The organism is Caldicellulosiruptor diazotrophicus (assembly GCF_017347585.1).
GTDB lineage: Bacteria > Bacillota > Thermoanaerobacteria > Caldicellulosiruptorales > Caldicellulosiruptoraceae > Caldicellulosiruptor > Caldicellulosiruptor diazotrophicus.
Genome location: NZ_AP024480.1, coordinates 962,806 through 988,709 on the forward strand (window position 1 = coordinate 962,806; position 25,904 = coordinate 988,709).

The 25,904-nt window shown below is 33.8% G+C and carries 19 protein-coding genes and 1 pseudogene; 16 read left to right on the top strand and 4 right to left on the bottom strand.

Annotated features, from left to right (window positions below; all coding sequences use genetic code 11):
* The first annotated feature begins 18 nt into the window (after positions 1 to 18).
* Both CaldiYA01_RS04580 and cysK read left to right on the top strand, forming a co-directional pair.
* Positions 19 to 327, top strand: coding sequence for a phasin family protein (locus CaldiYA01_RS04580; protein ID WP_207181925.1), 309 nt, complete (start codon positions 19 to 21; stop codon positions 325 to 327).
* A gap of 96 nt (positions 328 to 423) precedes the next feature.
* Entirely contained in the window at positions 424 to 1,350 is a 927-nt protein-coding gene (cysK, locus tag CaldiYA01_RS04585; protein ID WP_207181927.1) for a cysteine synthase A, read from the top strand.
* A 10-nt stretch (positions 1,351 to 1,360) separates the two neighbouring features.
* Here the strand turns inward: cysK and CaldiYA01_RS04590 are convergent, their stop codons facing one another.
* Together CaldiYA01_RS04590 and CaldiYA01_RS04595 are read right to left on the bottom strand one after the other, a co-directional pair.
* A complete protein-coding gene (locus CaldiYA01_RS04590; protein ID WP_207181929.1) occupies positions 1,361 to 1,744 on the bottom strand; it encodes a regulator in 384 nt (127 codons plus the stop codon).
* Positions 1,745 to 1,778: 34 nt separating this feature from the next.
* Positions 1,779 to 2,717: a KaiC domain-containing protein gene (locus CaldiYA01_RS04595; RefSeq protein WP_207181930.1), complete on the bottom strand. Its 939-nt coding sequence runs from the start codon at positions 2,715 to 2,717 to the stop codon at positions 1,779 to 1,781.
* A 301-nt stretch (positions 2,718 to 3,018) separates the two neighbouring features.
* Between CaldiYA01_RS04595 and CaldiYA01_RS04600 the strand changes: the two genes are divergently transcribed.
* The 9 genes and pseudogenes from CaldiYA01_RS04600 to CaldiYA01_RS04635 all read left to right on the top strand — a co-directional run.
* Positions 3,019 to 3,222 (top strand): hypothetical protein, encoded by a 204-nt coding sequence (locus CaldiYA01_RS04600; RefSeq protein ID WP_045165448.1) that lies wholly within the window; start codon positions 3,019 to 3,021, stop codon positions 3,220 to 3,222.
* A 13-nt stretch (positions 3,223 to 3,235) separates the two neighbouring features.
* Complete coding sequence (locus tag CaldiYA01_RS04605) at positions 3,236 to 4,174, top strand: DUF4846 domain-containing protein (protein ID WP_207181932.1); 939 nt, start codon at positions 3,236 to 3,238, stop codon at positions 4,172 to 4,174.
* A 276-nt stretch (positions 4,175 to 4,450) separates the two neighbouring features.
* Complete coding sequence (locus CaldiYA01_RS12460; RefSeq protein ID WP_307729598.1) at positions 4,451 to 4,519, top strand: hypothetical protein; 69 nt, start codon at positions 4,451 to 4,453, stop codon at positions 4,517 to 4,519.
* A gap of 34 nt (positions 4,520 to 4,553) precedes the next feature.
* Complete coding sequence (locus CaldiYA01_RS12280) at positions 4,554 to 4,631, top strand: hypothetical protein (RefSeq protein ID WP_238480616.1); 78 nt, start codon at positions 4,554 to 4,556, stop codon at positions 4,629 to 4,631.
* 214 nt (positions 4,632 to 4,845) lie between these two features.
* Complete coding sequence (locus CaldiYA01_RS04615; RefSeq protein WP_207181934.1) at positions 4,846 to 8,130, top strand: DEAD/DEAH box helicase; 3,285 nt, start codon at positions 4,846 to 4,848, stop codon at positions 8,128 to 8,130.
* Between the two features lie 62 nt (positions 8,131 to 8,192).
* On the top strand, positions 8,193 to 10,397 hold the full coding sequence (locus CaldiYA01_RS04620; protein ID WP_207181936.1) for an AAA family ATPase: 2,205 nt from the start codon (positions 8,193 to 8,195) through the stop codon (positions 10,395 to 10,397).
* A 93-nt stretch (positions 10,398 to 10,490) separates the two neighbouring features.
* Positions 10,491 to 13,709: a DUF499 domain-containing protein gene (locus CaldiYA01_RS04625; RefSeq protein WP_207181944.1), complete on the top strand. Its 3,219-nt coding sequence runs from the start codon at positions 10,491 to 10,493 to the stop codon at positions 13,707 to 13,709.
* Positions 13,702 to 14,304, top strand: a complete 603-nt coding sequence (locus tag CaldiYA01_RS04630) for a DUF3780 domain-containing protein (RefSeq protein ID WP_207181946.1) — start codon at positions 13,702 to 13,704, stop codon at positions 14,302 to 14,304. Before CaldiYA01_RS04625 ends, CaldiYA01_RS04630 begins: the two co-directional genes overlap by 8 nt.
* A 34-nt stretch (positions 14,305 to 14,338) precedes the next feature.
* Positions 14,339 to 15,505: pseudogene (locus tag CaldiYA01_RS04635) on the top strand (DUF1156 domain-containing protein); the annotation flags it as partial.
* 7 nt (positions 15,506 to 15,512) lie between these two features.
* Here the strand turns inward: CaldiYA01_RS04635 and CaldiYA01_RS04640 are convergent.
* Positions 15,513 to 16,742, bottom strand: a complete 1,230-nt coding sequence (locus CaldiYA01_RS04640; RefSeq protein WP_207178215.1) for an IS256 family transposase — start codon at positions 16,740 to 16,742, stop codon at positions 15,513 to 15,515.
* A 144-nt stretch (positions 16,743 to 16,886) separates the two neighbouring features.
* On the opposite strand from CaldiYA01_RS04640, the gene CaldiYA01_RS04645 reads away from it, so the two are divergent.
* The 4 genes from CaldiYA01_RS04645 (at position 16,887) to CaldiYA01_RS04660 (ending at position 23,583) form a co-directional block, all read left to right on the top strand.
* Positions 16,887 to 18,551, top strand: a complete 1,665-nt coding sequence (locus CaldiYA01_RS04645) for a hypothetical protein (RefSeq protein WP_238480594.1) — start codon at positions 16,887 to 16,889, stop codon at positions 18,549 to 18,551.
* Between the two features lie 44 nt (positions 18,552 to 18,595).
* Positions 18,596 to 19,075, top strand: coding sequence for a hypothetical protein (locus tag CaldiYA01_RS04650; protein WP_207181948.1), 480 nt, complete (start codon positions 18,596 to 18,598; stop codon positions 19,073 to 19,075).
* 96 nt (positions 19,076 to 19,171) lie between these two features.
* A complete protein-coding gene (locus CaldiYA01_RS04655; RefSeq protein WP_207181950.1) occupies positions 19,172 to 21,835 on the top strand; it encodes a phospholipase D-like domain-containing anti-phage protein in 2,664 nt (887 codons plus the stop codon).
* On the top strand, positions 21,835 to 23,583 hold the full coding sequence (locus CaldiYA01_RS04660) for a DUF262 domain-containing protein (RefSeq protein WP_207181952.1): 1,749 nt from the start codon (positions 21,835 to 21,837) through the stop codon (positions 23,581 to 23,583). Before CaldiYA01_RS04655 ends, CaldiYA01_RS04660 begins: the two co-directional genes overlap by 1 nt.
* Positions 23,584 to 23,637: 54 nt before the next feature.
* Here the strand turns inward: CaldiYA01_RS04660 and CaldiYA01_RS04665 are convergent, their stop codons facing one another.
* On the bottom strand, positions 23,638 to 24,960 hold the full coding sequence (locus CaldiYA01_RS04665) for an ATP-binding protein (RefSeq protein WP_207181954.1): 1,323 nt from the start codon (positions 24,958 to 24,960) through the stop codon (positions 23,638 to 23,640).
* Positions 24,961 to 25,161: 201 nt separating this feature from the next.
* Here CaldiYA01_RS04665 and CaldiYA01_RS04670 point away from each other — a divergent pair, with 201 nt between their 5' ends.
* On the top strand, positions 25,162 to 25,743 hold the full coding sequence (locus CaldiYA01_RS04670; protein ID WP_238480595.1) for a SurA N-terminal domain-containing protein: 582 nt from the start codon (positions 25,162 to 25,164) through the stop codon (positions 25,741 to 25,743).
* Positions 25,744 to 25,904 lie beyond the last annotated feature (161 nt).

Here is a 25,904-nt window from a genome sequence, read left to right on the forward strand (position 1 = left end):
TTTGTGGAGGTGTGAGAAGTGAAGGATTTATTAGAAAAAATTATCAACATCGGGCTGGGAGTTTTTGCCATTTCAAAAGAGAAAGTAGAAAAATTTGTAAATGAGCTTGCTGAAAAAGGTGAGATTAGCAAAAATGAAGTTCAAGAGATGATAAATAGGATTATGGAGAAGGGCGAAGAGCAAAGGAAAGAACTCAACGACTATATCGCAAAACAGGTTGAGAACATTTTAAACAAAATGAACCTTGCAACAAAGTCAGAAATTATTTCAGAGGAAAGAATAAGAGAAATAATAAGAGAAGAGCTTGCAAAACATAAGAATGAATAGAAAAATTTTTCTATTTAATTTTTTTGACATTTTGAAAGGAAAGTAATATAATTAAATTAAAACATACTATTTCGATTGGAATTAGGGGGTATATTTGTGATTTACAACAGCATCGTGGATCTGATTGGTAAAACGCCACTTGTGAGACTAAATAAACTTTCAAAAGAGCTTGATGCAGAGATAGTAGCAAAAATAGAATATTTTAATCCAGGTGGGAGTGTGAAAGATAGAATAGGACTTGCAATGATTGAAGACGCTGAAAAAAGAGGTCTTATAAACAAAGATACTATAATTGTTGAACCAACAAGCGGTAATACAGGTATTGCGCTTGCTATGGTTTGCGCTGTAAAGGGTTATAAGCTTATTTTGACAATGCCAGAGACAATGAGTATCGAAAGAAGGAAACTGCTCCGGGCATATGGGGCGCAAATAGTTTTAACTCCTGGTGAAAAAGGTATGAAGGGCGCAATTGAAAAGGCTTTTGAGATTTGTAATTCAACTCCTAATGCATTTATGCCACAGCAGTTTGAAAATCTTTCAAACCCTGAAATTCACAGAAAAACAACCGCACTTGAGATTTGGAATGATACAAATGGTAATGTTGATATATTTGTTGCTGGGGTTGGTACAGGTGGAACAATCACAGGAGTAGGTGAGGTTTTGAAAGAAAAAAAGCCATCTGTTAGGGTTGTAGCAGTTGAACCTTATGATTCTGCAGTTTTGTCAGGTGAAAAACCTCATCCTCACAAAATCCAGGGAATTGGTGCAGGATTTGTGCCAAAGGTATTGAATACAAAAATATATGACCAAATAATAAAGGTAAAAACTGAAGATGCATATGAGATGTCAAGGTATTTAGCAAGGGAAGAAGGCATTTTGGTGGGAATATCATCTGGTGCAGCACTTTATGGCGCTTTTGAAGTTGCAAAAAAGCAAGAAAACAAAAAGAAGATGATTGTTGTTCTTCTTCCAGATACAGGAGAAAGATATTTGTCCACTGATTTGTTTGATGTTGGAATGTAGAATTTTGGCTCTATGTCTCTTGATGTGACATAGAGCCTTTTTCATTTTCTTCTTTCCATTTCTTGTATGCAATCTTTGCTATACCGCCTGCAATATGTGTCTTTTCACTGCTTTCGCCACTTTCTAATTTGATTTTTGCGTATTCAGGTTTGCTTTGCAAGATTGCCTTTGCTGTTTGACTGCTGATTCCTAAAAACTCAGCAATTTCATCTGCTGATTTGTTCTCTTCGTTATGAAGATAAATCACAAAAATTGATTCCATCAATGATGCAAGCCATGTGAGCCTCTTGTACTCAACAAGTTTTTTAGGACCACCTAAAATGTCTATAGCAATCATAAAAATTTCTTTTATCACCTTGTCCATGTCTTGTTTTAAAAGTTCAATCCTTTTCATGGCTTGCCTGCCTCCCTCCTATTTTCGCCAGTTATTACTCTTTTTCGTTTAGTTGTTGATTTGTCAGGTTTGACAAAGGATATAGTACTTTGATAAGCCCTGTATGGTCTATTTCAAACACATATGTCTTTGAATCGTGACCGCACATTCTGCAGCCATCAATCCTCAAGAGACGTATAACCTCACCAATTGGCTTTTTAAAGGTAGAACTGTCAAACTTATTCATGATAACCTGTTTTGAAAATACAATTGTACCATCTACAATGTGGCTCACAGCATATCCGCCTGCAGCTTCAGCTGACAGGTGTTCTTGTCCGCTTCTCTTTTGTGAAATCATAAGAGTGGTGAGCTTTTTAGATTTTAAGAAATTATAAATTGTCCTTACAATCTCACGAGCGTAAATTTCCTTTGACTCAAAAAATCCAGTAATAGAGTCAATAATAACATTTTTTATGTTAAACTTTGATGCTGCATTATCAATAGTCTTTATAAAGTTGTTTATGTTTCCACGAATGTTAAAATCTCTTGTCACGTCAAGTATATAGATGTTTTCTTCCACTTTAGATTTGTCAATGTTCATTGCATTTGCGCGAAATAACAATGATGAGTACAAAAACTCAGCAGGTGTCTCAACAGTAACATACAGAACATTATTTCCCTCATTTGCCTGTACAACAGCAAACTGTTCAGCAAAAAGGCTTTTACCTGTATCTGCAACACCACTTATGTTTATGACCGAGTACGCAGGAATCCCACCAAGTGGTTTTATCACAGGCTTTCCCTGGTCTTTTGAAAACTCAAGTTTATAAAATAGCTTGTCTATCCCTTCAACTCCAGTCTTTACACCAAATAGTTCAGGTGCAGATTTAGATAAATCTTTGAGCTTCACAGCATCCTGTAGAGTAGTTGTCTCTTGAGTTTTTGGAACTGCTGTATCTTGAGTTTTCTGAGCTGTGGTCTCTTTTGCTGCCACTTTATTGCACCTCCTTTCTTTCTTTAAAGGAGGACCATACAACCTTCCAATATTAAATATTATTACAAATTAATACTTTGTCAAGGTCAGAAAAAGTCAAATTTTTTAAAATTTTTATGATTTTTTCGGATATTTGCTCTTTAATTTGGGCTTTTTCTTCTGAAAATTATTATTTGCTCTTTTTCTTAATTTCTGAAATTCAAAACTATAGTTGTTGATTCGAAGGATTTTTTTGTTATAAAATGTTATTATTATAAATATTCGAGGTTGGTTTTTATATTTCCAATTGGGGAGAGATAAAATGAAATTTGGTATGAGAAAACCAAGCATAAGAAAGAGCATAGCTGCAAGGACAAGCGTCAAAAGGTTTGTAAGACATAATTTGGGCTTGAAAGCACCAAGAGGATATGGATGGATAACAAATCCTAAAAAATACATGTACAACAAAATCTATAACAGAACAACTTTTAACATATTTTCACTTTTGAAAAAGTTGTTTAAATAAGGAGCTTAGTAAAATGCCGATGTTAAGAAAGCTGATATATTTAGCAACAGCAGCTATTTTTATTTTTTCTTTAATGGTTGGTTGTACAACTGAACAATCTCACTTGAAAAAAGCTGAAATTGCCAAAAAGCCAAGATTAGAAGAAAAGGGTAGTATTACCTTTCCAACCAATAAATCAGAACAAAGTTACAAGGAAAGTCTGATAAATAGCCATGGCACAACAATAAGTGAAAGAATAAAGGTGCCAGAAGGATATGAAAGAGTTGAAGTTCCGAGGGGATCTTTTGCTGAATTTTTGAGGAATCTTCCACTCAAGCCCCATGGCACAAAGGTAAAGTACTATAATGGTGAAGAAAAACCAAACGACGTATATGTTGCAGTAATTGACATGGATGTTGGCACAAGAGATTTGCAACAGTGTGCTGATGCTGTCATAAGGCTCTATTCAGAGTATCTTTATAAGAACAGACAATATGACAAAATTCACTTTAACTTCACAAATGGCTTTAGAGCTGATTTTAAAAAATGGATGCAAGGCTACAGAATCAAAGTTGAAGGGAACAAAACTTATTGGATTAAAGTTGCTGGATATGATGATAGTTATGAGTGTTTCAGAAAATATCTTGATATGGTATTTGCATATGCTGGGACGTTGTCACTTTCTCAAGAAATGAAAAGAGTGCCATTGAGTGATTTGCAAATTGGAGATGTATTTTTAAAAGGTAGCGACCCTGGTCATTGCGCTATTGTGGTTGATATGGCCCAAAATCCGAAGACAGGTGAGAAGATATTCTTGCTTGCACAAAGCTATATGCCAGCCCAAGACATTCACATTTTAAAAAACCCAGCAAACGAAGATAACAACCCCTGGTATTCAATAAACTTTGGAGATATTTTAGTAACCCCAGAGTGGCAGTTTACAAAAGATCAGGTGTATAGGTTTGGGGATTAGAGAGAGGAGCTGAATATCCAAGAACATTTATCTTTTGTATCTATTTTGTTTCCATGCGGCACATTTAAAATTTGAATGCCAGAAAGACCAAAGTTTTTCTATGTAATTTTTACAAAAAATTTAGTTTGAAAGATTATAATAATTCTTTCTTCATTGAGATATAAACACAAACATTTCAAGCTCATCGATACGGTTAATTTTAGTATATCTATTTTACTAAGTTATGGTATAATGTAAATAAGATAGTAATTTGAGACAAAGAATTATCAAGGTTGGATTTATGGAAATGAGTTTGACGAGTATTGGACGCAAGTCATTTATATAAAGAAAAGAAAAATTTTATAATCCAATCAGGCAGAACTATGGTCATATTCAGGCATTGAAAGAGATTTTAAAAGAGTTTGAAAATTTAAAGTTTATCTCTATAATTGTTTTCACGACAAAAGCAGAGCTATAAGTAAAAGTTAAAACAGATGTGATATATACTGTTAAGTTGCTAAAAACAATAAAGAAATATAACCAGGAATGTCTAACTGATGAGCAGCGTGATGCAATTTACGAAAAGTTCAAATTAGCTAATATAAGTGACAGGAGAAACATGAGAGAACATGTGAGGAGTGTTAGAGCAAATAAAAAGAAGAAAACAATAAAGCTGTAAGGAGAGATTCTATATGTATCCGTCTTTGTTAGATGAGTTTTTTCAGAAAAACAGCCAGAGATTTAAAGATTCTATTATTTTCTTCAAAGGTTTTCCAACATGGGTTTATAAACATTTGTTTCAAAAGAATTTTTCAAATTTATCAGGAGAATACTTTTTGAACTCGAAAGGTTACATAGATGTAAAAAAATTTTTTGGCTATGACAAGAGAAAGTACACAAAGGAAATTTTAGGTAAAAGTGAAAGTATACAAATTTTATGGGGTTTTTACGAGGAACTCATTTATATTTCTACATTTTTGAGCCTTTCTCTATTTGGCAGAAAACCGCTTATTGTTAATAATAATCTTTTTAATATCTATTATCCAGTAGATATTGAATTGAGTGATGAAGAATATAGTTATTTGAAGCAAATACAAGAGAAAGAAGAAAGTCAACCTATTTTGCATCAAAGTCCTTTAGATATTTATTACCAATTCTATGCGGATATAAAAGAGAATAAAGATGTAACATTTGTTTCATATATTAATAAACATATAGATGAAGGATTTGAAGAAATAAATTTTTTTGATGAGATAGATTTTGATTATTCTATAGGAATTGCAGACAAGAATACTATAAGTGTTAATGATATTCAATATCAATTAGTAGTTAATAAAATTCAAAATGGTGAAATATTTGACAAGATTAAAATACAGTTAGAAGAAGAACATAATAAAAAACAGATTTCATCTTTTGTAAGTCTTTGTAGAAAGATAAATCAATCCGTAACTATAATTAAAGGGAATAAATTTTATAACAAAGAAGAGACTGCAAATAAATATCTTTATATTCTAAAAAAATATTGGGGAGAAGAAAGTGAATTTCGAGAATTAAAATTTTATAAAGATCCTGATAAAAGCCTTGAACTTGAAACAATAAGTCAAGGGCATATAATTTCGGAAATAATAAGCCAATGCGAAAAAGCTTATAATAATGATGATTCGTATAATGATATTTTTATTACAGCTCCAACTGGTTCAGGTAAATCATTGTTGTTCCAAATCCCAGCTATTTATTTAGCAGAAAAAAAGAATGCAGTCACGATTATTGTGTCTCCACTTATTTCATTAATGAGAGACCAAGTTGAAAGTTTGAAAGATAATGGTGTTAATTTTGCAGAAACAATAAATTCTCAAGTAACTTATAGTGAAAAAGAAATTATTATTCAAAAGTTAAAAGATGGTGAAATCTCAATAATATATCTTTCCCCAGAATTTTTACTTTCTTCACCAATTGAAACGTTAATAGGAAATAGAAAACTTGGTTTGTTTGTGATTGATGAGGCTCATTTAGTTACTACATGGGGCAGAGATTTTAGAGTGGATTATTGGTATTTAGGAGACTATATTAAAAAACTTAGAGAATTACTTAATATGAAATTTCCTGTAGTGTGCTTAACAGCTACTGCTGTATATCAAGGACCAGATGACACGGTCTTAGAGACCGTTGAAAATCTCAATTTGAGAAAGTGTAAATATTATTTAGGACCTGCTAAGAGGGAGAATATTGAGTTTGAGATAAAATATCATAAGGATTTAGTTGGATCACATGATAGGTTTAAAATAGAAAGGGCTAAAGAGAGAATAGAGGAATTTTTAGAACGTAAAGAGAAATCAGTGATATATTGTCCTTATACTACACATGTTGAGAGCATTTATAATGAACTTGATGCTAAATATAAACATTTTGTTGGAAAATATTATGGAGACTTAGACAAGCTTACAAAGAATGATAATCAAGTGGAATTCAAAGAAGGCGTAAAAAAGATTATGATTTGCACAAAAGCTTTTGGTATGGGTGTCGATGTAAAGGACATAGTGAATATATATCACTATGCTCCAACAGGCAATTTAGCTGATTATGTGCAAGAAATTGGTAGAGCAGCAAGAAATCCAAAATTAGTTAAAGGAAAAGCAATAATTGATTTCACTCCCAAGGATCTTCGCTATATAAGGACATTATATGGTTTATCTGCTATAAGACAATATCAATTGAAAGAGATGATGAGAAAACTCTGTGAAATTTATGATGAAAAGAAGGTTAGAAATATACTTGTTTCACCTGAGGCATTTTCATATATTTTTTCAAATGAAAGTGACTTAGAAAATAAAGTTAAAAGTGGACTAATGCTTATATCAAAGGATTTATATCAAAAATATCAATATCCAGTATTGTTTGTAAGACCACGTGGATTATTCTCACATAATTATATTCATGTCCCATATTCAATTGTAAGCGATTTTGAAGCCATGTTTGGGGAATATTTAACTGAGATAAAAATTGATAATACAAGGGTGATTCCTTCTAATGATAAATTAAATGGAGACACTAAAATTATAGATTCAGGGAAAGTGTTTGAAATAAATTTAGCTAAGTTGTGGGAAGAAAAATATTCTAATAAGACATTTGCTGAGTTCAAAAGGGAATTTTTTGAAGGGTCGTTATTTAAGTTTAGTGATAAAATAGCCCCGAGAGTTAGATTTAGGATCATCTATAAATATGATTTTGATGATGTCATAAAACAAATGGAAAATGTAATGGAAAAATTAGTTTATATATTTGATGAACTGAGAACAGGTCGAGGAAATAAATTATTTACATCAAATGATTTTTTAGAACTATTTAAAAAGTATTTGAGTGATTTTAATGTTAACACATATATTGCTAATCTGATTCTACAACTATTTTTAGTCGATGAAGAAGATAAATTAGATGCCTTTAGTTATAATGCAACTGATTTTAAGTTTATTCAGCATGAGGTAGATGCAAAAAGCGGAGAGAAAAGATATAGGGTATGTAGTTATAAATATCGTAACATAAAGAGTCAATGTATAAGATTACTTCTCGGAATGAAACTTGATAGATCTATAAGTTCAAAAGTTTATGAGAAATATTTACCAATCTCAAAAGGTGAATGGTCAAAAGATAATAAAGATATGTCAGAATTTATTAAAATTGCATCCCTATTAGAAATATTCAAGTTTGCGAGCTATGAAGTTTTTGGTGGCAGGAATATTGAACTTTTCATAAGAATAAATGATCCTCAAAAGTTGAGATATTTAGCCAATAATCCAAGGTATACTAATGGCATTTTGAGCGATATAGAAAGAAGAAGAAAGAAATCTGAACAAATATTGACGGAATTCTTTTCTAAACAAATAGATAATAAGACAAGGTGGGATATTATAGAGTTATACTTTTTAGGAAAGATGGATGAAGTAGAAGATATTTTAAATCAATATAAGCCTGAATTTTAGCAATGTTAATGCAAAACAATAATTTGCAATTATAATGTTAAATGAGGGATTGGTGATAGATTATGTATGTTTCAGAACTCTACATAGTAAATTATAAAAGCATTAAAAAAGAAAAAATTAAATTTAATCCTGGAAAAAATGTTTTAGTGGGAAAAAATAATGCTGGAAAGAGTAACATTATTAAGGCTTTAGAACTATTATTAGGTGAAAGATATCCAACTACAGTACAATTTGAAGAAAGAGATTTTTATTGTAGCCAGATAGAAGATGTAAAGGAATCAAGTAGATATTTTTTTATAGCTGTTAAACTTGAGGGAGAAGATTATAATGTTGATGAAATTAAAAAATTAAAAGGACTTTATATTGTAAATCTTGGAAACAAACAAAATCCTATATTGTATTTATATAATAATAAAGTAGAATTGAATGATGAGGTTAATTTATTTAACTATTTGTTGTCCAGCAATATTAGCGATATTGGTAAAGATTATAAACGTTCTATAACGAATGACGAGGAAATATTGAAATTTTTTAAGCAATGTGAAGAATTTTATATATTCTTATATGTTGACAGAGAAGATCATGAAAACGAAAATGAATTTAAAAAAGTATATTCACTAATTGTAAAAAATAAAGATGATGGTAATTATTATAGAATAGCAATATCAAATGAATTAAAGAGTGCCCTTATTACTTGTGCAGTTTTGCCTGCGTTTAGGGATCCTCAGAATCAATTTAGGATAAATTCATGGACTTGGTACGGAAAGTTAATAAGAAATATATGGGAGTCAGGTAATAAAGAAATTAAATCTGATATCCAGACCAAATTATCTGAATTAAAAGAGAAAACAGAAGAAATTTTCAAAGAAGCTGTTGTGGATTTAAAGAATAACTTAGAAAAAGCTATTTATAACACAGAAATTTCATTTCAAATGTTGCAAAATACAAATGATGATTTATATAAAGGTATAAATATTTTTGTAAACGATGGAATTGATTCGCCGTTATACGACAAAGGTTCAGGTATTCAGAGTGCTATTGCTATTTCTTTATTTTCATACTATTGCAACAGATTTCACAGAGGTTCTTCGCTTTTAGTTGTAGAAGAACCAGAGATATATTTACATCCACAAGCAAAAAGAGCATTATCACAGAGATTAGATGATTTTGTAAATAATAACAAAAGAGATGAGATAAAAAACCAAGTTATAATAACCACACATTCACCGGAATTTGTCAGAAATACTCCATTAGAAAACATAATTGTAGTTAGAAAAGAAAATAACATAGAAACAAAGATAAGTCGTTTAAATGCAGAAAGGGATATTAGAGAAATTCAGAAAATAAGTAATATATTGTGGAGTAATAATGCAGAAATACTGTTTGCTGACAAGGTTATTTTAGTGGAAGGTGGAGAGTTTTATTTACTGCCGTTAATTGCTGATAAAATGTTAGGTGAAAAAAGGTCTTTAGAAAAAAGAAATATTAGCATTGCTAAAGTAGGTGGGAAAAGCTATTTTAAATCTTATATGCAACTATTATCCGATTTAAATATAGAATGCTTTGTGATAGCCGATTTTGATATTTTAGAAAATGGTATAGAAGATTTTAAGGAATTTATAAGTAAAGATTTAGAAGAAGAAATAAGTAAAATTAAAGGAATATTAAATTCGATTAGGGAAAGGGAAAAAAATGAAATTGATTACAGTAAAATTAAAAAAGCGTGTTCTGATAAAAATAGCTTGGATGCAAAGAAATTTTATGAAATAATAGAACGAGTATGTCAAATGGGGGAGTATGACCAAGAATTACAACTAATTTGGGAATACATAAAAAGTAGACATCAGAAAAAAATTAATGGTGAAATTTTAGATAAGTATGAAGTAGAAGAGAAAACAATATATGACTTTATTGATAGACTGAAAAATTATAATATCTTTGTTATGAAAAGAGGAGAACTGGAAGATTATATAACTGACTATGGGGAGAAAAAAGCGTCTGAGTTAGATCTAAAGTTTAGAAAAGAGCTAAAGATTATAAAATTTGCTGAAATGGTTGAGGAAGGCAAAGAGGAGTTGTCAAATTTATTTAATTACAAAGAATATGAAGAAATATTGAAGTTTATATTGAACTTTGAAAATAAGCAAGGAGAAGTTAAAATATCAGAAAGAAGCAGTTTAGAAAGTGAAGACGATTTGTTATATGAACTTGAAGAAGAAATCCTTGATGAAATATTTGAAGAGGGATTATTTGAGGTGAATAATTAGAGAAAAATTGAATTTTAATAGAAATAACGCTAATATATTTATTGAATATTTATTGATATTATATTAACAAAAACTCACCGGAGGTAAACACACATGAAAACCCTTTTCGAACTTTGTAAACCAAGAGAAGATGTATTTGCTACAAGATCGTCAGAGGATGTTCAGGAGATTTCAGACCTTCTTTCTGACAAAATCAATCCTGAAAAATTTTTTGATCAAACGTACATAACAAATGGTATGAGAAGGCTTTTTGATGTTGCTTTTAGAAGGTTCAAAGGTTTGGATGAAAGCCAGGGTTTGATTGTTTTAAGACAGGCTATGGGCGGCGGAAAAACCCATAACATGATTGCGCTTGGGCTTTTAGCAAAGTATCCAGAGTTAAGAAAAAAGGTTTTAGGCGAAAATTACCCATATTTTTATGAAGGAAGAGTAAGAACTGCCATCTTTACAGGCAGGTGGACAAACTCAATTCCCTGGGTTGAAATTGCAAAACAGCTGGGCAAGCAGGAAATACTAAACAATATTTTGAGCAATCATATGCATGCACCGGGTGACAGAGAGTGGACAGATCTTCTTTCAGGCGACCCATTATTGATACTTTTGGACGAGCTTCCGCTTTATCTTGATTATGCACGTTCAATACCGGTTGGCGAGAGCAATTTTGGAAAAGTGGTGTCTATAGGACTTTCAAATCTGTTCAACAGCATTCAGAAAAAGGAACTTTCCAACGTTATGATTGTTGTATCCGACCTTCAGGCTGCATATGAACAGGGTGGACAGCTTTTGAGAAGTGCTCTGGCTTTTGAGCTTGACAAAGAAGCAACCAGGGTTGCTTTTTCAATACAGCCTGTTGACATGGTAACAAACGATATATACTGTATTTTGCGAAAAAGATTCTTTGTTGAATATCCTCAAGACCCGGAAAATGATGCGGATGTTGACCAGATTGCAAGGGCATACAAAGAAGAGATTTCAGAAGGAAATAAAAAAGGACAGACAACTGTTGAGCCAGAAAGGATTTACACAGAAATAAAAAGGACATATCCTTTTCATCCTGCAATAATGGATCTTGTAAGCCGGTTCAGAGAAAATGTCAATTTCCAGCAAACAAGAGGACTCATTCGTCTTATGAGACATTACATGAAATATTTGTATAAAGATGAAGGACGGCTTGCAAAGGAGAGGTATCTTATTGAACCATGCGACTTTGATTTGAGCGACTACAGCACGCGTGAAGAAATAATCAATATAAAGCAGAGCTTAGAGAATGCAATAATGCACGATGTTTATTCTACAGCATATATTACCACTGCCAAGTCTATTGACCAGAAGTATAACACAGACCTTGCAAGCAAAGTGGCAAAGCTTATTCTGCTATCTTCACTTTCTGAGATAACAAAATCACCGCTTGGGCTAACATCAGGTGAAATTTATGCTTACCTGCTTTCACCCGGCAGGGCTTTGAGTATTTTTTCAAACGTTTTAGAAGATTTCAAACAAAATTCTCTTCATGCAAGAATAGACAGCAGTGACAGAATTTATCTTGCGCCTGTTGAAAATGTTGTTGCAAGAATGAGAAAATTCAAGAGTATGCATACCCTCGATGAAGCTGAAGAACGATTAGAAAGGTATTTAAGAAGCTTTTTTGAACCGCGTAATTTTAACTGTTATCAGAAAGTATATCAAAAGGTTATTGCACTGCCGAATGATATTTCTAAGATTCCTGTTGATATGAACAATGTAACCCTTGTTATTTCAAAACCTTACAATAACAGAGGTGACTTAAATCCTGCTCTTAAAGATTTCTGGGCTAATCAGACATATAAGAACAGACTTTTGTTCCTGACTGGTTCTACAAATATGTATGATTCCCTTTTGGAAAAGATAAGAGAATATATTTGCTGGGAAGATGTTCTGGAAGAATTAAAAAGAGATGGGATTCCTGCAACAGACTCTGAATACAAAAGAGCTGAAAATGAACTGACAAAGTCGGCAAACAGCATCTTGGAGACAATTAGAGAGACATTCAACAAGCTTTACTACCCGCAAAGACTTCCACTCAAGCATGAGGCTGAGCTTATTTCTGTAGATGTGAAAATTGAGGTTCAGAATGAAAATAATCAAGAGAAAAAAACATCAGGACTTCTTGGAAACAATAGAGATGGTGAAAGAATTATTCAGGAAGTATTGAGGGGAAAGAAATATATTGAGCCTGCTGATATTAACGAGTTTCGCGAAAAAGTAGAGAGTATTTTGTTTACTCAAGAAAGAATGAGCTGGAGCGAGGTTGTTGAGAGAGCTGCTAGGGATGCAAGATGGTTCTGGCATCCGCCTCAAGCTCTTGAGGATTTAAAAAGGGACATGATTTCAAAAGGGCTGTGGAAAGAAGACTCTGGCTATGTTTTAAGAGGAGAAGCTGCAAAGGAAAAATCAACTGTAATGGTAAGGGTGTTATATCCTGATTTTGATACGGGTGAGTTAGTGTTAAAACTTACGCCAATGTATGGAGATACAGTTTATTATGAAGAAGGGGACCAAATACCAACAGAAAATTCACAAACTGTTCAAAATAAAAATGAGTTTAGAACAAAATCGGTGAAAATAAATTTCTTATGCGTTGATTCTTCAGGTTTTTATCCAAAAGGAGATATTGTAAAATTTGAATCTCCAATATACTTAGACGACAACATTCGCTTTACAGATAATGAAGGGAAAATGCACATAAAAGTGAGAACTGTGCCAAGAGCTAAGGTTTTATACACAACTGACGGCTCAAGCCCACGATACAATGGGATTGAAGCTCAAAACGGTGATATTACAATACCGGATAACTGTAAACTGATTATTATAATTGCTGAAAAAGATGGTGTGTATTCTGAACAAAAGACTATAAAAATAGGTAGCAATACACGACCTGGAGTTGCTGAACAGTCTTTGGATTATGAAAAACCTGTAAGGTTAAAGCTTTCAAGCAATAAGAAAATTATTATATACAGCATTGAAGATCTTAATAGAGAAGCTTCCCTTTTAAAAGAATATGGTGGCAGATTTGTCAGCTATAATTTAGAGATATATAAAGACGATGATAACTATGTTGTTATTCATTCCAGAAAGCAGCAAGGCGAGGAAGTTGAAGAGGTTTTTTCTAATATAGAAAAAGTCAAAACAAACTTTTATCCGGAAAACATTCAAAACATAAGAGGTGTCATATCAGAAGTTTTGTTTGATGATGCAAAGAAATTTGAAGAATGGCTAAAGCAAAAAGGAAGGTCACTGCAAGAGTTCAGGGAGGCAATAATACAAGATGAATAAATCTAAAAAAAAGGGTAAGTTAGAATCAATAGGTTTTGGATTTAATCCAGAAGAGACACAGCACCATTTTTTAGTTGTAATACCACATGGAAAAAATGAAAAGGTCTTGGTTTATGAAAGGTTTATATGGCAGGAAGGGAAGGAAGTTCAGCAGATAGACGAGAGCAACTCTCTTGACAGCCAGCTAAAGGTATCTATTCCAAAATGGCTGTGGCAGAGGGTTGCTCCTTATCTTGCTCAGGAGTTTAATTACAGGCTTGAAAAAGAGGGATATAAAAAAGCCAAATGGAAAGAAGGGCAAAATCCTGTTCACAGACTTTTTGGCAAAGAGCTTGTAGTTTTGCTCTGGGCAGTTGAGGATTGCACAGATGATTCACAGGTACCGGTTGCCATTGTCAACTGGCAGGGTTTAAGACCTGAAGAGAGATGGTGGCTTTACGGTGTTACCAATGCTGCAACAGGAAGGGTAAATGATAGAAAAGGCTGGAGAAAGGCATTAAAATATGCTTTGCTTGAAAACCCGGTTAGCCAGAAACAGATAAAGCAGCTTGATTTTGAGAGCATGAAAAATCAAAAGACAGTTTATGAAGATTAAATACAAAGCTTAATAAGGGAGGCAATTTGCTTTGATAGATAAATCTTTGATTGAGGTGCAGTTTCCTGTATTAAAGCTTTCAAAAGAGGCGTTTAAAGAGAGAAAAGCTGGGTCTGGTCAGCTTTTGACAGGTCTTGGCAAGTGGTGGGGAAGGAAACCTCTTGTGCTTGTTCGAGCTTTGCTTTTAGGATATCTTATTCCTGCTTCAGAAAATCCAAAAAAAGATATGGAGATTTTTCTAAAGCTCATGGGTATGGACGAAGAAGGGCTTAAAACAAGAAGAAAAGGCAGCATCACTGCAAAAGAAGCATATGAATTCGCAACAGATGAGGAGAAAGAAAAATATTTTGAGGTTTCAGTAGATGGTAAAATATCTTACAAAAGAGGTTTGTCGAAAGCAGACAGAGAAGAAATTCAAAACAGAATATTTAGCAGAATGCCGTATGAACAGAAGTTGAAATATTGCATAAGAGTAGATGAGCTTGAAAATTTGCCAGAAAGCACGTGGAAAGAAATAAATGAATATCTGGGAACAAATGCCTATTCTTATCAGGAACTGATAGATGAACTTGGCAGAAAGAGGTTTGGGGAACTTCCAACAGTTGGAGACCCGTTTTGCGGTGGAGGCAGCATTCCATTTGAAGCTGCAAGACTTGGATTTAACGTCTTTGCATCTGATTTAAATCCAATTGCAATGCTTCTTACGTGGGCAGCATTGAATCTTTTAAGTCTTCCAGAAGAAGAGATTGAAAAACTTAAAGATTTCCAAAAGAGAGTATTTGAAGAAGCAGACAAGATAATTACGCAGTGGGGAGTTGAGCACAACTCAAAAGGGCACAGGGCAAATGCATATATCTACTGTGTTGAGACAATATGTCCTGAGTGTGGTTATAAAGTGCCTTTGATTCCTTCTCTTGTGATTGGTAAGAATTCAAAAACAGTTGCAGTTTTGCGTGAAAATCCAGCAATTAAGGGATTTGATATTGAAATTAAGATGGGTGCAAGTCAAGAAGAAGTTGAAAGAGCAGCAAAGAGTGGAACAGTTAAAGGTGGATATCTTGTTTGTCCTCATTGTAAGATGGAGACGAGTATATCAACAATTAGAGGAGATAGAACTGAAAATGGCAAAACCATTTGGGGATTGAGACGATGGGAAAAGAATGAGTTTTTGCCAAGAGAGGATGATGTGTTTCAAGAAAGGAGACTTGTCAAGAATTTTGTGTTTCCAATTTATAACGCAAGTTGTAAAGTTGGGTTATGTTATTGATGCATTTTCTAATACTGGGAACTCCATTTTTCCATTTTGTACGGCGTAAGTTCTCTCGCTGTAAGTAAATATTAATTTCTAAGACTTCAACAGACTGAAAGTATCCACCTGAATTTACTCTAATCTTTTCAATCATGCTATTTACACTTTCAACGGCGTTTGTGGTGTAGATATGCTTCCTTAATTCCTCAGGGTATTTCATATGGGCAAGATAAAACTCTGCTTTTTCTGATATTGCTTTAATAAATCGAGGATATTTTGAAAGGTATCCATCGCAAAGTTCTTTAAATTTCAGTACAGCTTCGTCAAAATCGGAGGAAGAAATTCTAAGTCTGTCTAAACTCTTGTTAAAAGCTGAAGCATCCTCTTTTGTCATATGTTTTCTGACATTACGTTGGAGGTGGACAAAACACAGTTGATGGTCAGCAAGAGGATAAGCAAGTTTGACAGCATCTATAATACCAGGGAAGTCATCACTTATGACAATTAGAATCTCTTTTAGCCCTCTTGTAATTAAGTCTTCAAATACTTTCATCCAATCAGCCTTATTTTCTTTGCCGAAGAAAGTGTAGACACCGAAAATGTCTTTTTTACCTTCTAAGTCGATACCGAGGACAACATAACAAGTAGCTTGTTTAACCTTAGAATTATCCTTAACTTCACAATGATAACCATCGATGATGAGAGCAAAAGCACTTGTTGGTAGTTCTCTTTGTTTGAATAACTGAAGCTCATTTTTAAGGTCTTCTTTGATTTTTAGTATTTCATTTTCGGAATATGGAAGATTCAAAGCTTTCAAAGTCTGGACAAGGGAACTTTCGGAATAACCATTGACGACTAAAGACATAAGCAGGTCAGTGTATGAACTATCAACTCTTTTGTAGCGGTCAGGGAGGATAGAAGGTCGGAAATTACCAGTACGTGTGCGAGGGACAGAGATTTCAAGACTGCCAACAGGTGTTGCAAGTTTTCTATCGTAAAAACCATTGCCTTTGTCATTGTCATTTTTAGCAAGGTACACTGATCTTTCCGATAACATAAAGCAATCGAGCAAGTTTTCTAAGAGTTGCTTTAGAGCTGGGCGGTTAGGATCATCTTTGGAGCAATACATATTTAATACTTGCTCTACAGCCATGTTTTTAGCAGTCTCAATAATTTCGTTTTTATTCATTTTAAGTAGCCCCCTTGATAATTATTTCAATACTAATTATACAGTGGACACAATTTTATTTTAACTCCCCAAGAAAGGCTTTATTGCATAAGGTATGAAGACGAAAATGGACAGAGATACTACAAAGCACCCGATGAAGAAGATTTGGAAAGAGAGATGAAGGTTGTTGAGCTTCTAAAAGAAAGATTTGATGAGTGGCAGCAAAAAGGATATATTCCAAGTGATATGATTGAAGAGGGGTATAATACAAATCAGGTTATTAGAGAACGCGGTTGGGCTTACTGGCATCAGCTTTTCAATCCAAGACAGCTTCTTTTGCACGGGCTTTTAATGGAGCTTATTGACAGAGAGGCAAAGACAAGAGAGGAAAAGATAGTTGGGCTTTTGGGGGTTAACAGGTGTTGTAATCGAAATTCAAAATTATGCCAATGGATTAATGATGATACTCATATTAATGCTCAGACTTTTTATAACCAAGCTTTAAATACTTTTTACAATTATGGATGCAGACCTTTAAATAATTTACAAGAATTCTATATTATACCATTGTCGAGACGATATGTCAAAAACAAAAATATAGAAATTAAATTAGGTAATGCCAGTGATACGAACTATAAATGCCATATTTGGATAACAGACCCGCCATATGCTGATGCTGTGAACTATCATGAGCTGTCTGAATTCTTTTTGGCATGGGACAGGAAGTTTTTAAAAGAGGTATTTCCGGACTGGTATACAGACAGCAAAAGAGCTCTGGCAATAAAGGGAAGTGACAAAGAGACTTTTAAAGAGACATTTTTGCCGGCAATGAAGAACATAGTTTCACATATGCATGAAAATGGCTATTTTATTTTGATGTTTACACACCAGGACTCAGAGGTGTTTGCAGACCTGACTGAAATTTTGTTAGAATCAGGACTTATGTCTGTCAACGCATGGAGCATTGTAACAGAAACAGAAGACAGTATCTCAGAGGGTAATTTTGTTCAATCAACAGTATCAGTTGTTCTCAAAAGGATAGACAAGAGCAATTTAGAGCCTGTATTTATTGAAGAGCTTTATCCTGTGGGGAAAGAAGAGGTTGAGCGACAAATAAATCTCATGTATGAACTTGACAGCAGCCAGCAAGAACCAATTTACAGTCCTACAGATTTAGAGCTCTCGGGCTATTATGCAGCGCTTCGCGTGCTGACATCCTGCAATCTAAAGGCAACAAATCAAAAAATCAAAGAGTTTCTGGATGCAATGAGGGAATACGCAAGCAGCTTTGTTGTTCCAGATGGATTGAAATCTCTCGGGTATGATAAAGATTTTGTTTATGATATATGGCGAAAGATGGATGCGTATGAGAAGTTCTATATAAGAGGCATTGAATTTGAAACAAGGGGCGAAAGGAGAATAGGCGTATTTCAGGATGCAGCAAGGAGTCTGGGTATAGCAGACTATGATGAACTTTTTGCAGAAAGAAAGCCAAATAATGCAAGGTTAAAAACAGCAACAGAGCTCGGGCAGGAGATGGTTGTAACAAAGCATGGATTTAGCTCAACAACTCTCAGAATGTGTCTTTTGGCTATTAATAATGCTGTAAAGAAAACAGAAGAAATAACAGATGTTGCAGAAGCTGTGGAAGCTGCACACGAAATGTTAAAGACAAAGCTTGAAACAAAATACTGGAATGAAAAATCTAAGATAGAATTGATTTTCAGATACCTGTCAAGGCTTGAGAAAATAAACACCATGCAGCACTGGAAGCTTGACTCTCAAATAGCTTCTTATTTAGCAGAAAGAATTTCAAGTGATAGAATATAAGGATTATTATAATTACACTGAAAAGGAGGATAGGTGAAAACGACATGTGTGAGTTATATTATGATCCAGACCGTGATGAAATATATTCATACTGTGTTAACTGTGGCCGTAAAATTCATGAGGAAGATGTGCCTTATTGTGAAGATTGCAGAAATTTAATAGAAGACTCCGATAATAATGAATATGGTTTAGAATTAGCAGGGATATTCGTATGTAGTGAAGATTGCCTTCAAGGAAATTTAATAGAAGTTGATGGGGAAAGTTATTGTGAGCATCTTTATGCACAGTTAGATTTAGTAGAATGTTTTGAATGCAAAAAGATGACTAAAAGAGATGAAAACAGGAAAGACCGCAAAGGCAACTATTATTGCTACAGTTGTTCTAAAGAAAAATTAGAACGTTGTTGGTGGTGCATGAAATTAGACCGAAAAGAAAACATGTTCATAGGTCCTAAACGTCCTGATTCAGCTTATTATTGTTCAGAGTGTTTTAACACTCGTTTTGGCAGAAAATCGGACACATAAAATACAAACAAATAAAGTAAAGATGCGGTTTTGATTATAACTTCATTAGAAAATGAACTTTAAATATAAAGAAGCGAGGGGGATTTGTCAAATTAGATGCTTCAAAGATATTCATCGCGAAAAGTTAATATTTCAGAAGAGTTTTTAAATAGATATCTCAAAAACGCAAAAAGCTATGACAGACTTGCCGGGTATTTTAGCTCGTCAATATTGGAAATAGCAGGCGAGGCAATAGAAAGCGTTCAGGGTATTATAAGGGTTATATGCAACTCTGAAGTTGAAAAAAAGGATGTTGAGGTTGCGAAGCTTGCAAAACAAAAAATGGTTCGTGAATGGTTCAAATCAAATCCTGAGAAAAAGGCACAGCAGTTTCCAGATAGATTCAAAAAGCTGTATGAGCTTTTAAAAAGCAGAAAAATGATAGTCAAAGTTGTACCAAACGACTTTTATGGGCTTGTCCATGCCAAGGCAGGGGTGATTTCCCTGTCTGATGGTAAAAAGATTGCTTTTGTTGGAAGTGTAAACGAAACAAAACCTGCATGGAAAGACAATTATGAAATTCTCTGGGCAGATGACTCAATCGAGAGCGTTGAATGGGTTCAAGAAGAATTTGAATATTTCTGGCAAAGTCCATATGCATGTGATCTGAGCGAACTTGTAATAGAAAACATAGGAAGACTTAGCAGGGGCAGGATAATTACCATTGAAGAGTGGCAAAAAGACCCTGACCCTGCCTCTGCTGTCATTGAATCTCCTGTATACAGAGATGGTTTTGGACTTTGGAATCATCAGAAATACTTTGTTAAAATGGTGTTTGACGAGCATTTAGAAGGTGGTGCAAGATACATATTGGCAGACGATGTTGGACTTGGCAAGACTGCTCAGCTTGGAATGATTGCTCAGTTAACGGCACTCTATGGGGACAAACCTGTTTTGATAATTGTTCCTAAGACGCTTTTGTGGCAGTGGCAGGATGAACTCAAAACCATGTTCGATATACCATCTGCTGTATGGGATGGACGAAAGTGGATTGTGGAGACAGGTCAAGAGGTGAAACCTCAGTCAAATGGAATACCGCCAATTTTGCAGTGTCCGAGAAGGATAGGTATAATATCTCATGGACTTATAACATCAGGTTCTGATCTTGTAAAACCTCTTTTGGATATTGAATATGAATGCATCATTGTTGATGAGGCACACCGGGCAAGACGCCAAAATCTTAGCAAGCCTTCAGAAAGACCCGAACCAAACAATCTTATGAAGTTTTTGTTGCAATTGTCGCAAAAAACAAAAACAATGATTTTGGCAACGGCAACACCTATCCAGCTTCATCCCATTGAAGGCTGGGATTTGCTAAGTATTCTTGCAAGAGGTTCTAAAAAAGTTTTGGGAAGTGAATTCAGTCTCTGGCAGACAAGACCACTTGATGCGATAGAACTTGTGCGAGGAACAAGACAAATAATTAGCAAAGCTGAATACTGGGGATGGATTAGAAATCCATTGCCGCATTCGAAAGAAAATACTTACACAATAGGGAAACTTAGAAATTCGCTTGGCATGGAAAACAATGAGTATGTGCTTTTAACCGAGTATGATAGTCTTACACCTTATCAAAAAGAACTTCTGAATGAGATTATTGCGGAAGATTATATGCAAAAATACAATCCTTTCATAAGACATATTGTCAAAAGAAAGAGGTCGACCCTGGAAAACACCATTGACCCGGAAACGAACCAACCTTACCTCAAGAAAATTGACATTGAACTTTTTGGTGAGGATGACAGCAGTGCACTGATTTTAACTCCTCCACTTAAAGCAGCTTATGAATATGCAGAAGAATTCACAAATCTGCTTAAAAAGAGATCAGGTGCAAAAGGCTTTTACAAGACTCTTCTTTTACGAAGAATGGGTTCATCTTTTCAGGCAGGGTTGAATACAGCTAAAGTAATTTATGAAAAACAAGAAATTGATGCTGACGATTTTGATGAGGATGATGTTGAAGAATTTGTTGATAAGGTTAAGATAAACAGAGACGAACTTTATTGTTTGGAGAGAATTATAGAACTTCTTGAGTACAATAAACAAAATGACCCAAAATTATCAAAAATAATTCAGATACTCAAGGACTTAAACTGGCTTGAAAGGGGTTGTATTATTTTCTCTGAATACTACGATACTGCTTTGACTGTTGCTTCAGCCCTTTCTGAATTCTTTACGGAGGAGCTAATAGGATTTTATGCAGGTGGCAATAAATCTGGAGTATTCAAAGGTGGCAGTTTTTCAAGTATTGATCGTGATGAAATAAAAGAGCTTGTATTGGACAGAAAGATAAGGCTCATGATTGGAACAGATGCCGCTGCAGAAGGTTTGAACTTGCAAACACTTGGCACTCTTATAAATGTTGACCTTCCATGGAATCCAATAAGACTTGAGCAGCGCCAGGGAAGAATAAGAAGAATAGGTCAGCAATTTGATAAGGTTTATGTGTATAACTTAAGATACAAAGATTCTATTGAAGATAGAATTCATGCAGTTCTGTCTGGCAGAATAAAACTCACCTATGATATGATTGGCTCACTTCCAGAGATTATAAAAGATGAGTGGATGGAAATTGTCAAAACAGTTGAAGTTTTAAATTCCGAGCATCCATTTGATATAAAATATAAAGAACATGTCGAAAAAGTCGACTGGGAAAGCTGCAAAAAGGTTTTGGACAATGAGCAAAGAAAAGAGTGGCTGATGAGGGGGTGGAGTAATTGATGAATCTCCAGCAAGGACAGATGAACTTATTGGACTTAGTTAGAAAGGCTTATAATGGTGAATGTATGCTACCCGATTTTCAAAGAAATTTTGTTTGGACAAGATATGACATTGAAGAGCTTATAAAATCACTTCTTCAAGGTATGTTTATAGGAACTTTTTTGATTTTAGAAACAAATCCACAAAGTGTTCCTTTTAAGGTGATTTTTGTAGAAGGGGCAGAGAAAGTAAATCCCCAAATATGTGAGCAACCCAAGATATTAATTTTGGATGGACAACAAAGACTTACATCTTTGTTTTACGCTATATATAGTCCTGATATTCCTCTGCGTAATTCTGAAAATCCCTATGCATTTTTTATTGATTTAGAAAAACTTGCCGTTGATAATATTAATGAAGCAGTATTTAGCTGGTCAAAAAAATGGAGAGAGTTCAAGGAGATTATTGATGAAAACGGAGACTATAATCTTGAAGTTTTAAAAGAGAAAAAAATATTGCCATTGACAGTGTTTAAAGATATTCCTGAGTTCTATAAATTATGGTTTGGAGAGTATAAATTATTATTTGAAGACAAGGAAGCGAATAAAATATTTGCTTATATTGATAACATGATAAAATATAACATTTTTACTCTATCGCTTGGTCTATCATATAATGACAAACCTGATGAAATTGCTGCACTGTTTGAAAAAATCAATAGAAGTGGTGTAAAACTTTCCATTTATGATCTTCTTGTAGCAAGATTTTACAAGTTCATAAGACTTCGAGAAAAGTGGGAAGAAGTATTTGAAAATAGTGTTAATATTAAAAAACTTGCAGGAAGAATAGACAATACCACAGTTCCATATTCATTTATTCAAGCTCTTGCATTAGCGGCCGACAAAAACATCAGTTCACGAGAAATGCTTAGGATAGATAATAACATTCTTTCAGACCAGAGTTGGGCCAAAGTGGTTGATATTGCAGAAAACAAGGTATTGCCGTATTTGCTCCAGGTAAATAACTTTGGAATAGTAGATTTTGAAAAGTGGTTGCCATATTATCCTATTGTTACAATGATGATTGCATTCTTCTTAAAATTTGATCATCCTGACACAGATAAAATTGAAAAATGGTACTGGAGTGCAGTTTTTTCAGAACGATATTCAGGTTCTACCGAAACCACTATGGCAAAAGACTTCAAAGAAGTATGTGCATGGTTTAACAATAATAACTTAATACCTGAGGTTGTGGAAAAATTAAGAAATCAATTAGAGAGTAATGTATATACCTTGAAAGAGGTAAGGAGAAAGGGAAGTTCAAAATATATCGGAATTTTCAATCTTTTATTTAAAAACGGAGCAAAAGATTTTTATTATCCTGAGAACATTGCTTTTAACCAGCTTGATGACCATCATATTTTTCCAGTGAACTTTTTGAAAGCCAAAGGTGTGGAGGTTGATGTTGACTCAATTATGAACAGGACATTGATTTTTGAAAATACTAACAGAAGCATATCTCGTCGCAGTCCAGGTGATTACATAAGAAAGATGATTGAAATTCAAAAATCAAAAGGCCTATCAGAACAAGAAGCAGAACACAAGGTAAAAGAGATATTAAAGGGTCATTTCATTGATGAAGAAATGTATTTATTGTTAAAAAACACTACTGATAATCTGACACCTTCGGAGATTAAAGTGAACTTTGAAAGATTTATAAATAAACGAGAAAAGCTAATTTTGAATGAGATAAAAAGGCTGATAGGATAATATTAAGGTATTATCCAAAACAAGAAAAGGGCTAAAAAGCAGTTTTTTGCTGCCTTAGCCCTTTTCCATTTTAACCTGTGCCTCATACCAGTCAACAAACTGCTTAGCTGTTCTTGCTGAGCGGCCGTTGTAGTTCATTTCCCACTGCAGAGCAAGCCTGTGAAGCTTTTCTGTAATCTCAATTCCCTTTTTCTTTGCAATCTCATCAACAATTGCAAGGTATTCCTGCTGGGTTGGGGATGGGTATGTGACTACTATTCCAAACCTGTCAGCAAGAGAAAGTTTTTCTTCTAAAGTGTCGTTAAAGTGCACTTCATCATCAGAAAGACCATTTCTGTCGCTAAACCTTTCTTTTACCAAGTGTCTTCTGTTTGAGGTTGCATATATAACAACATTTTGAGGCATTGCCTCTAAAGACCCTTCTAAAATGGCTTTTAGTTTGGTATAATTTTCCTCAATGTCTTCAAAAGACAAATCGTCTACAAAGATTATGAACTTAAGCGGGACATCTCTTAAGATTCTAATTAGCCTCGGAAAAGTGTAAAGTTGGTCTTTGTACACCTCAACAATTCTCAAACCCATGTGATGAAACTCGTTCAAAAGTGCCTTTACAGTTGATGACTTTCCAGTTCCTCTGCTGCCATAAAGCAGGATGTTGTTGACTCTTTGACCATTTAAAAACGCTAAGGTGTTTTCAACAACAATCTTCTTCTGCCTGTCAATATTTACAAGGCTATCTAATCTTATTGGGTCTAAGTTCTCAATGCCAATTAGCTTCTCGCCATCCCATGAAAAACCTTTGTATTTTGCAAAGATTCCAAAGCCATTTTGCCTGTGGAATTCTACAAGCTCCTCAATTAAACTGCTCCAGCAAGTTTTTTTCAAAAATTTTTCAATGATGGTTTTTATAGAGTTATCAATGATGTTGTGCAATATGGTATTTGTGCCTTTGAGCTCTAAAAAACTTTCAGCTAAAAAGTTTGGCAAGACAGCAGATTCTTTTAAATAATCTTTTATCTCTTTTGCAGAAAAGTTTGATATAAACTCAAGGCAGTCTAAATCATAAGCTGCAGCTTTTTTAAGACTCTCATTTATTGCTATGTTGTTAATACTTTTTGCTGCTAATTTTGTAAAAGTATTTTCGCTAAAGAGAATTTTCTTAATAATGTATTCCTTTAAACTACAGCCTTTCCCAGCTTCTAAAAGATTGTAATAAACTGTGCTATAAAGATTTACAATTCTTGTAAAATCCTGATTTCCATCGTCGATGTAGCAGATAAGATTGTACAGCTTTTCAAGAACATTATCATGAATAAGGTTTCGATAGACTTTTAGGCTTTCAAAACACAGTCTGTAGAGCTTTATTTTCTCATTCATCGCTGGTATATCTCCTTTATGCCGAAATTAAATCTTTTGTAATAGAAAGTTTGAATCAACGGTATCCTTTGTCTCTACATTTATTTTAGAACAAGCTAATGTCATTTGAAAAGTTTTCTTTCTGTTAGATTCAAAACTTGATTAAATTAGCTTGTATCTGGTACAATAAAAAAAGATAGTAAATTAAAGAAGTGAAGAAGGTTGAAAGAGAAGAAGATTAGAAGATGCTTTTCTTTGATAATAATGGTAGTAATAAGTCTGATGGCATTTTCTACAGTCTTCTCAGCAGATATTTGGATAGAGTGTGGCAAGAAGATAAAAAATATACAGCAGTCAAAAGACAATAGAGTTGTAGCAGTTGTAAACGGTGAAAAGATTTATAAAAAGGATTTAGAGGTTGCGTATGCGTTAGAAGAGGCAAGCTATTTATCTCGAAAAGAATCTTATCAAAAGCTTTTAAAAAAATACAAGGCAAGCTTTCTAAAGCCACCTGTGCAAAAGACAAAAAAAGATGTTTTAAACAGCATGATAGAAAATCTCCTTTTGCTTCAGACTGCTAAAAAAGAAGGGTATATAGTGTCAGAAAAAGAAGCGAAAGACTACTATGAAAAAACAAAGAAGACAATGCAAGACGTAATAAGTGGAAAAGTTTCAGGTGATATGGAAAGTGTAAAGTTTGCAAATGATGTAATTGAGAAGCTCATCAAAGGATGGGGAATAACAAGAGAGGAGTATGACAAAAAGGTTATTGAACAAATAAGAAATTGGTGTAAATCTAAATGAAGTTTTAGAAAAGTTGAAGAATGAAAATATAGTTCGAGAAGAGTGCAAAAGATAAATAAACTAATAACAATGACAAGGTTGTTGGAGCTGTCCAAGCAGATGAATTGGCAGCTCCATTTGTTTTATATAGCTAACTTACTTCTTGTTATTTTTGCTATATT

Coding starts and splice junctions, on each gene's coding strand:
- CaldiYA01_RS04590 (WP_207181929.1), bottom strand. CDS start 1,744: ATGAAAAGGATTGAACTTTTAAAACAAGACATGGACAAGGTGATAAAA.
- CaldiYA01_RS04600 (WP_045165448.1), top strand. CDS start 3,019: ATGAAATTTGGTATGAGAAAACCAAGCATAAGAAAGAGCATAGCTGCA.
- CaldiYA01_RS04605 (WP_207181932.1), top strand. CDS start 3,236: ATGCCGATGTTAAGAAAGCTGATATATTTAGCAACAGCAGCTATTTTT.
- CaldiYA01_RS04615 (WP_207181934.1), top strand. CDS start 4,846: ATGTATCCGTCTTTGTTAGATGAGTTTTTTCAGAAAAACAGCCAGAGA.
- CaldiYA01_RS04620 (WP_207181936.1), top strand. CDS start 8,193: ATGTATGTTTCAGAACTCTACATAGTAAATTATAAAAGCATTAAAAAA.
- CaldiYA01_RS04625 (WP_207181944.1), top strand. CDS start 10,491: ATGAAAACCCTTTTCGAACTTTGTAAACCAAGAGAAGATGTATTTGCT.
- CaldiYA01_RS04630 (WP_207181946.1), top strand. CDS start 13,702: ATGAATAAATCTAAAAAAAAGGGTAAGTTAGAATCAATAGGTTTTGGA.
- CaldiYA01_RS04640 (WP_207178215.1), bottom strand. CDS start 16,742: ATGAATAAAAACGAAATTATTGAGACTGCTAAAAACATGGCTGTAGAG.
- CaldiYA01_RS04650 (WP_207181948.1), top strand. CDS start 18,596: ATGTGTGAGTTATATTATGATCCAGACCGTGATGAAATATATTCATAC.
- CaldiYA01_RS04655 (WP_207181950.1), top strand. CDS start 19,172: ATGCTTCAAAGATATTCATCGCGAAAAGTTAATATTTCAGAAGAGTTT.
- CaldiYA01_RS04660 (WP_207181952.1), top strand. CDS start 21,835: ATGAATCTCCAGCAAGGACAGATGAACTTATTGGACTTAGTTAGAAAG.
- CaldiYA01_RS04665 (WP_207181954.1), bottom strand. CDS start 24,960: ATGAATGAGAAAATAAAGCTCTACAGACTGTGTTTTGAAAGCCTAAAA.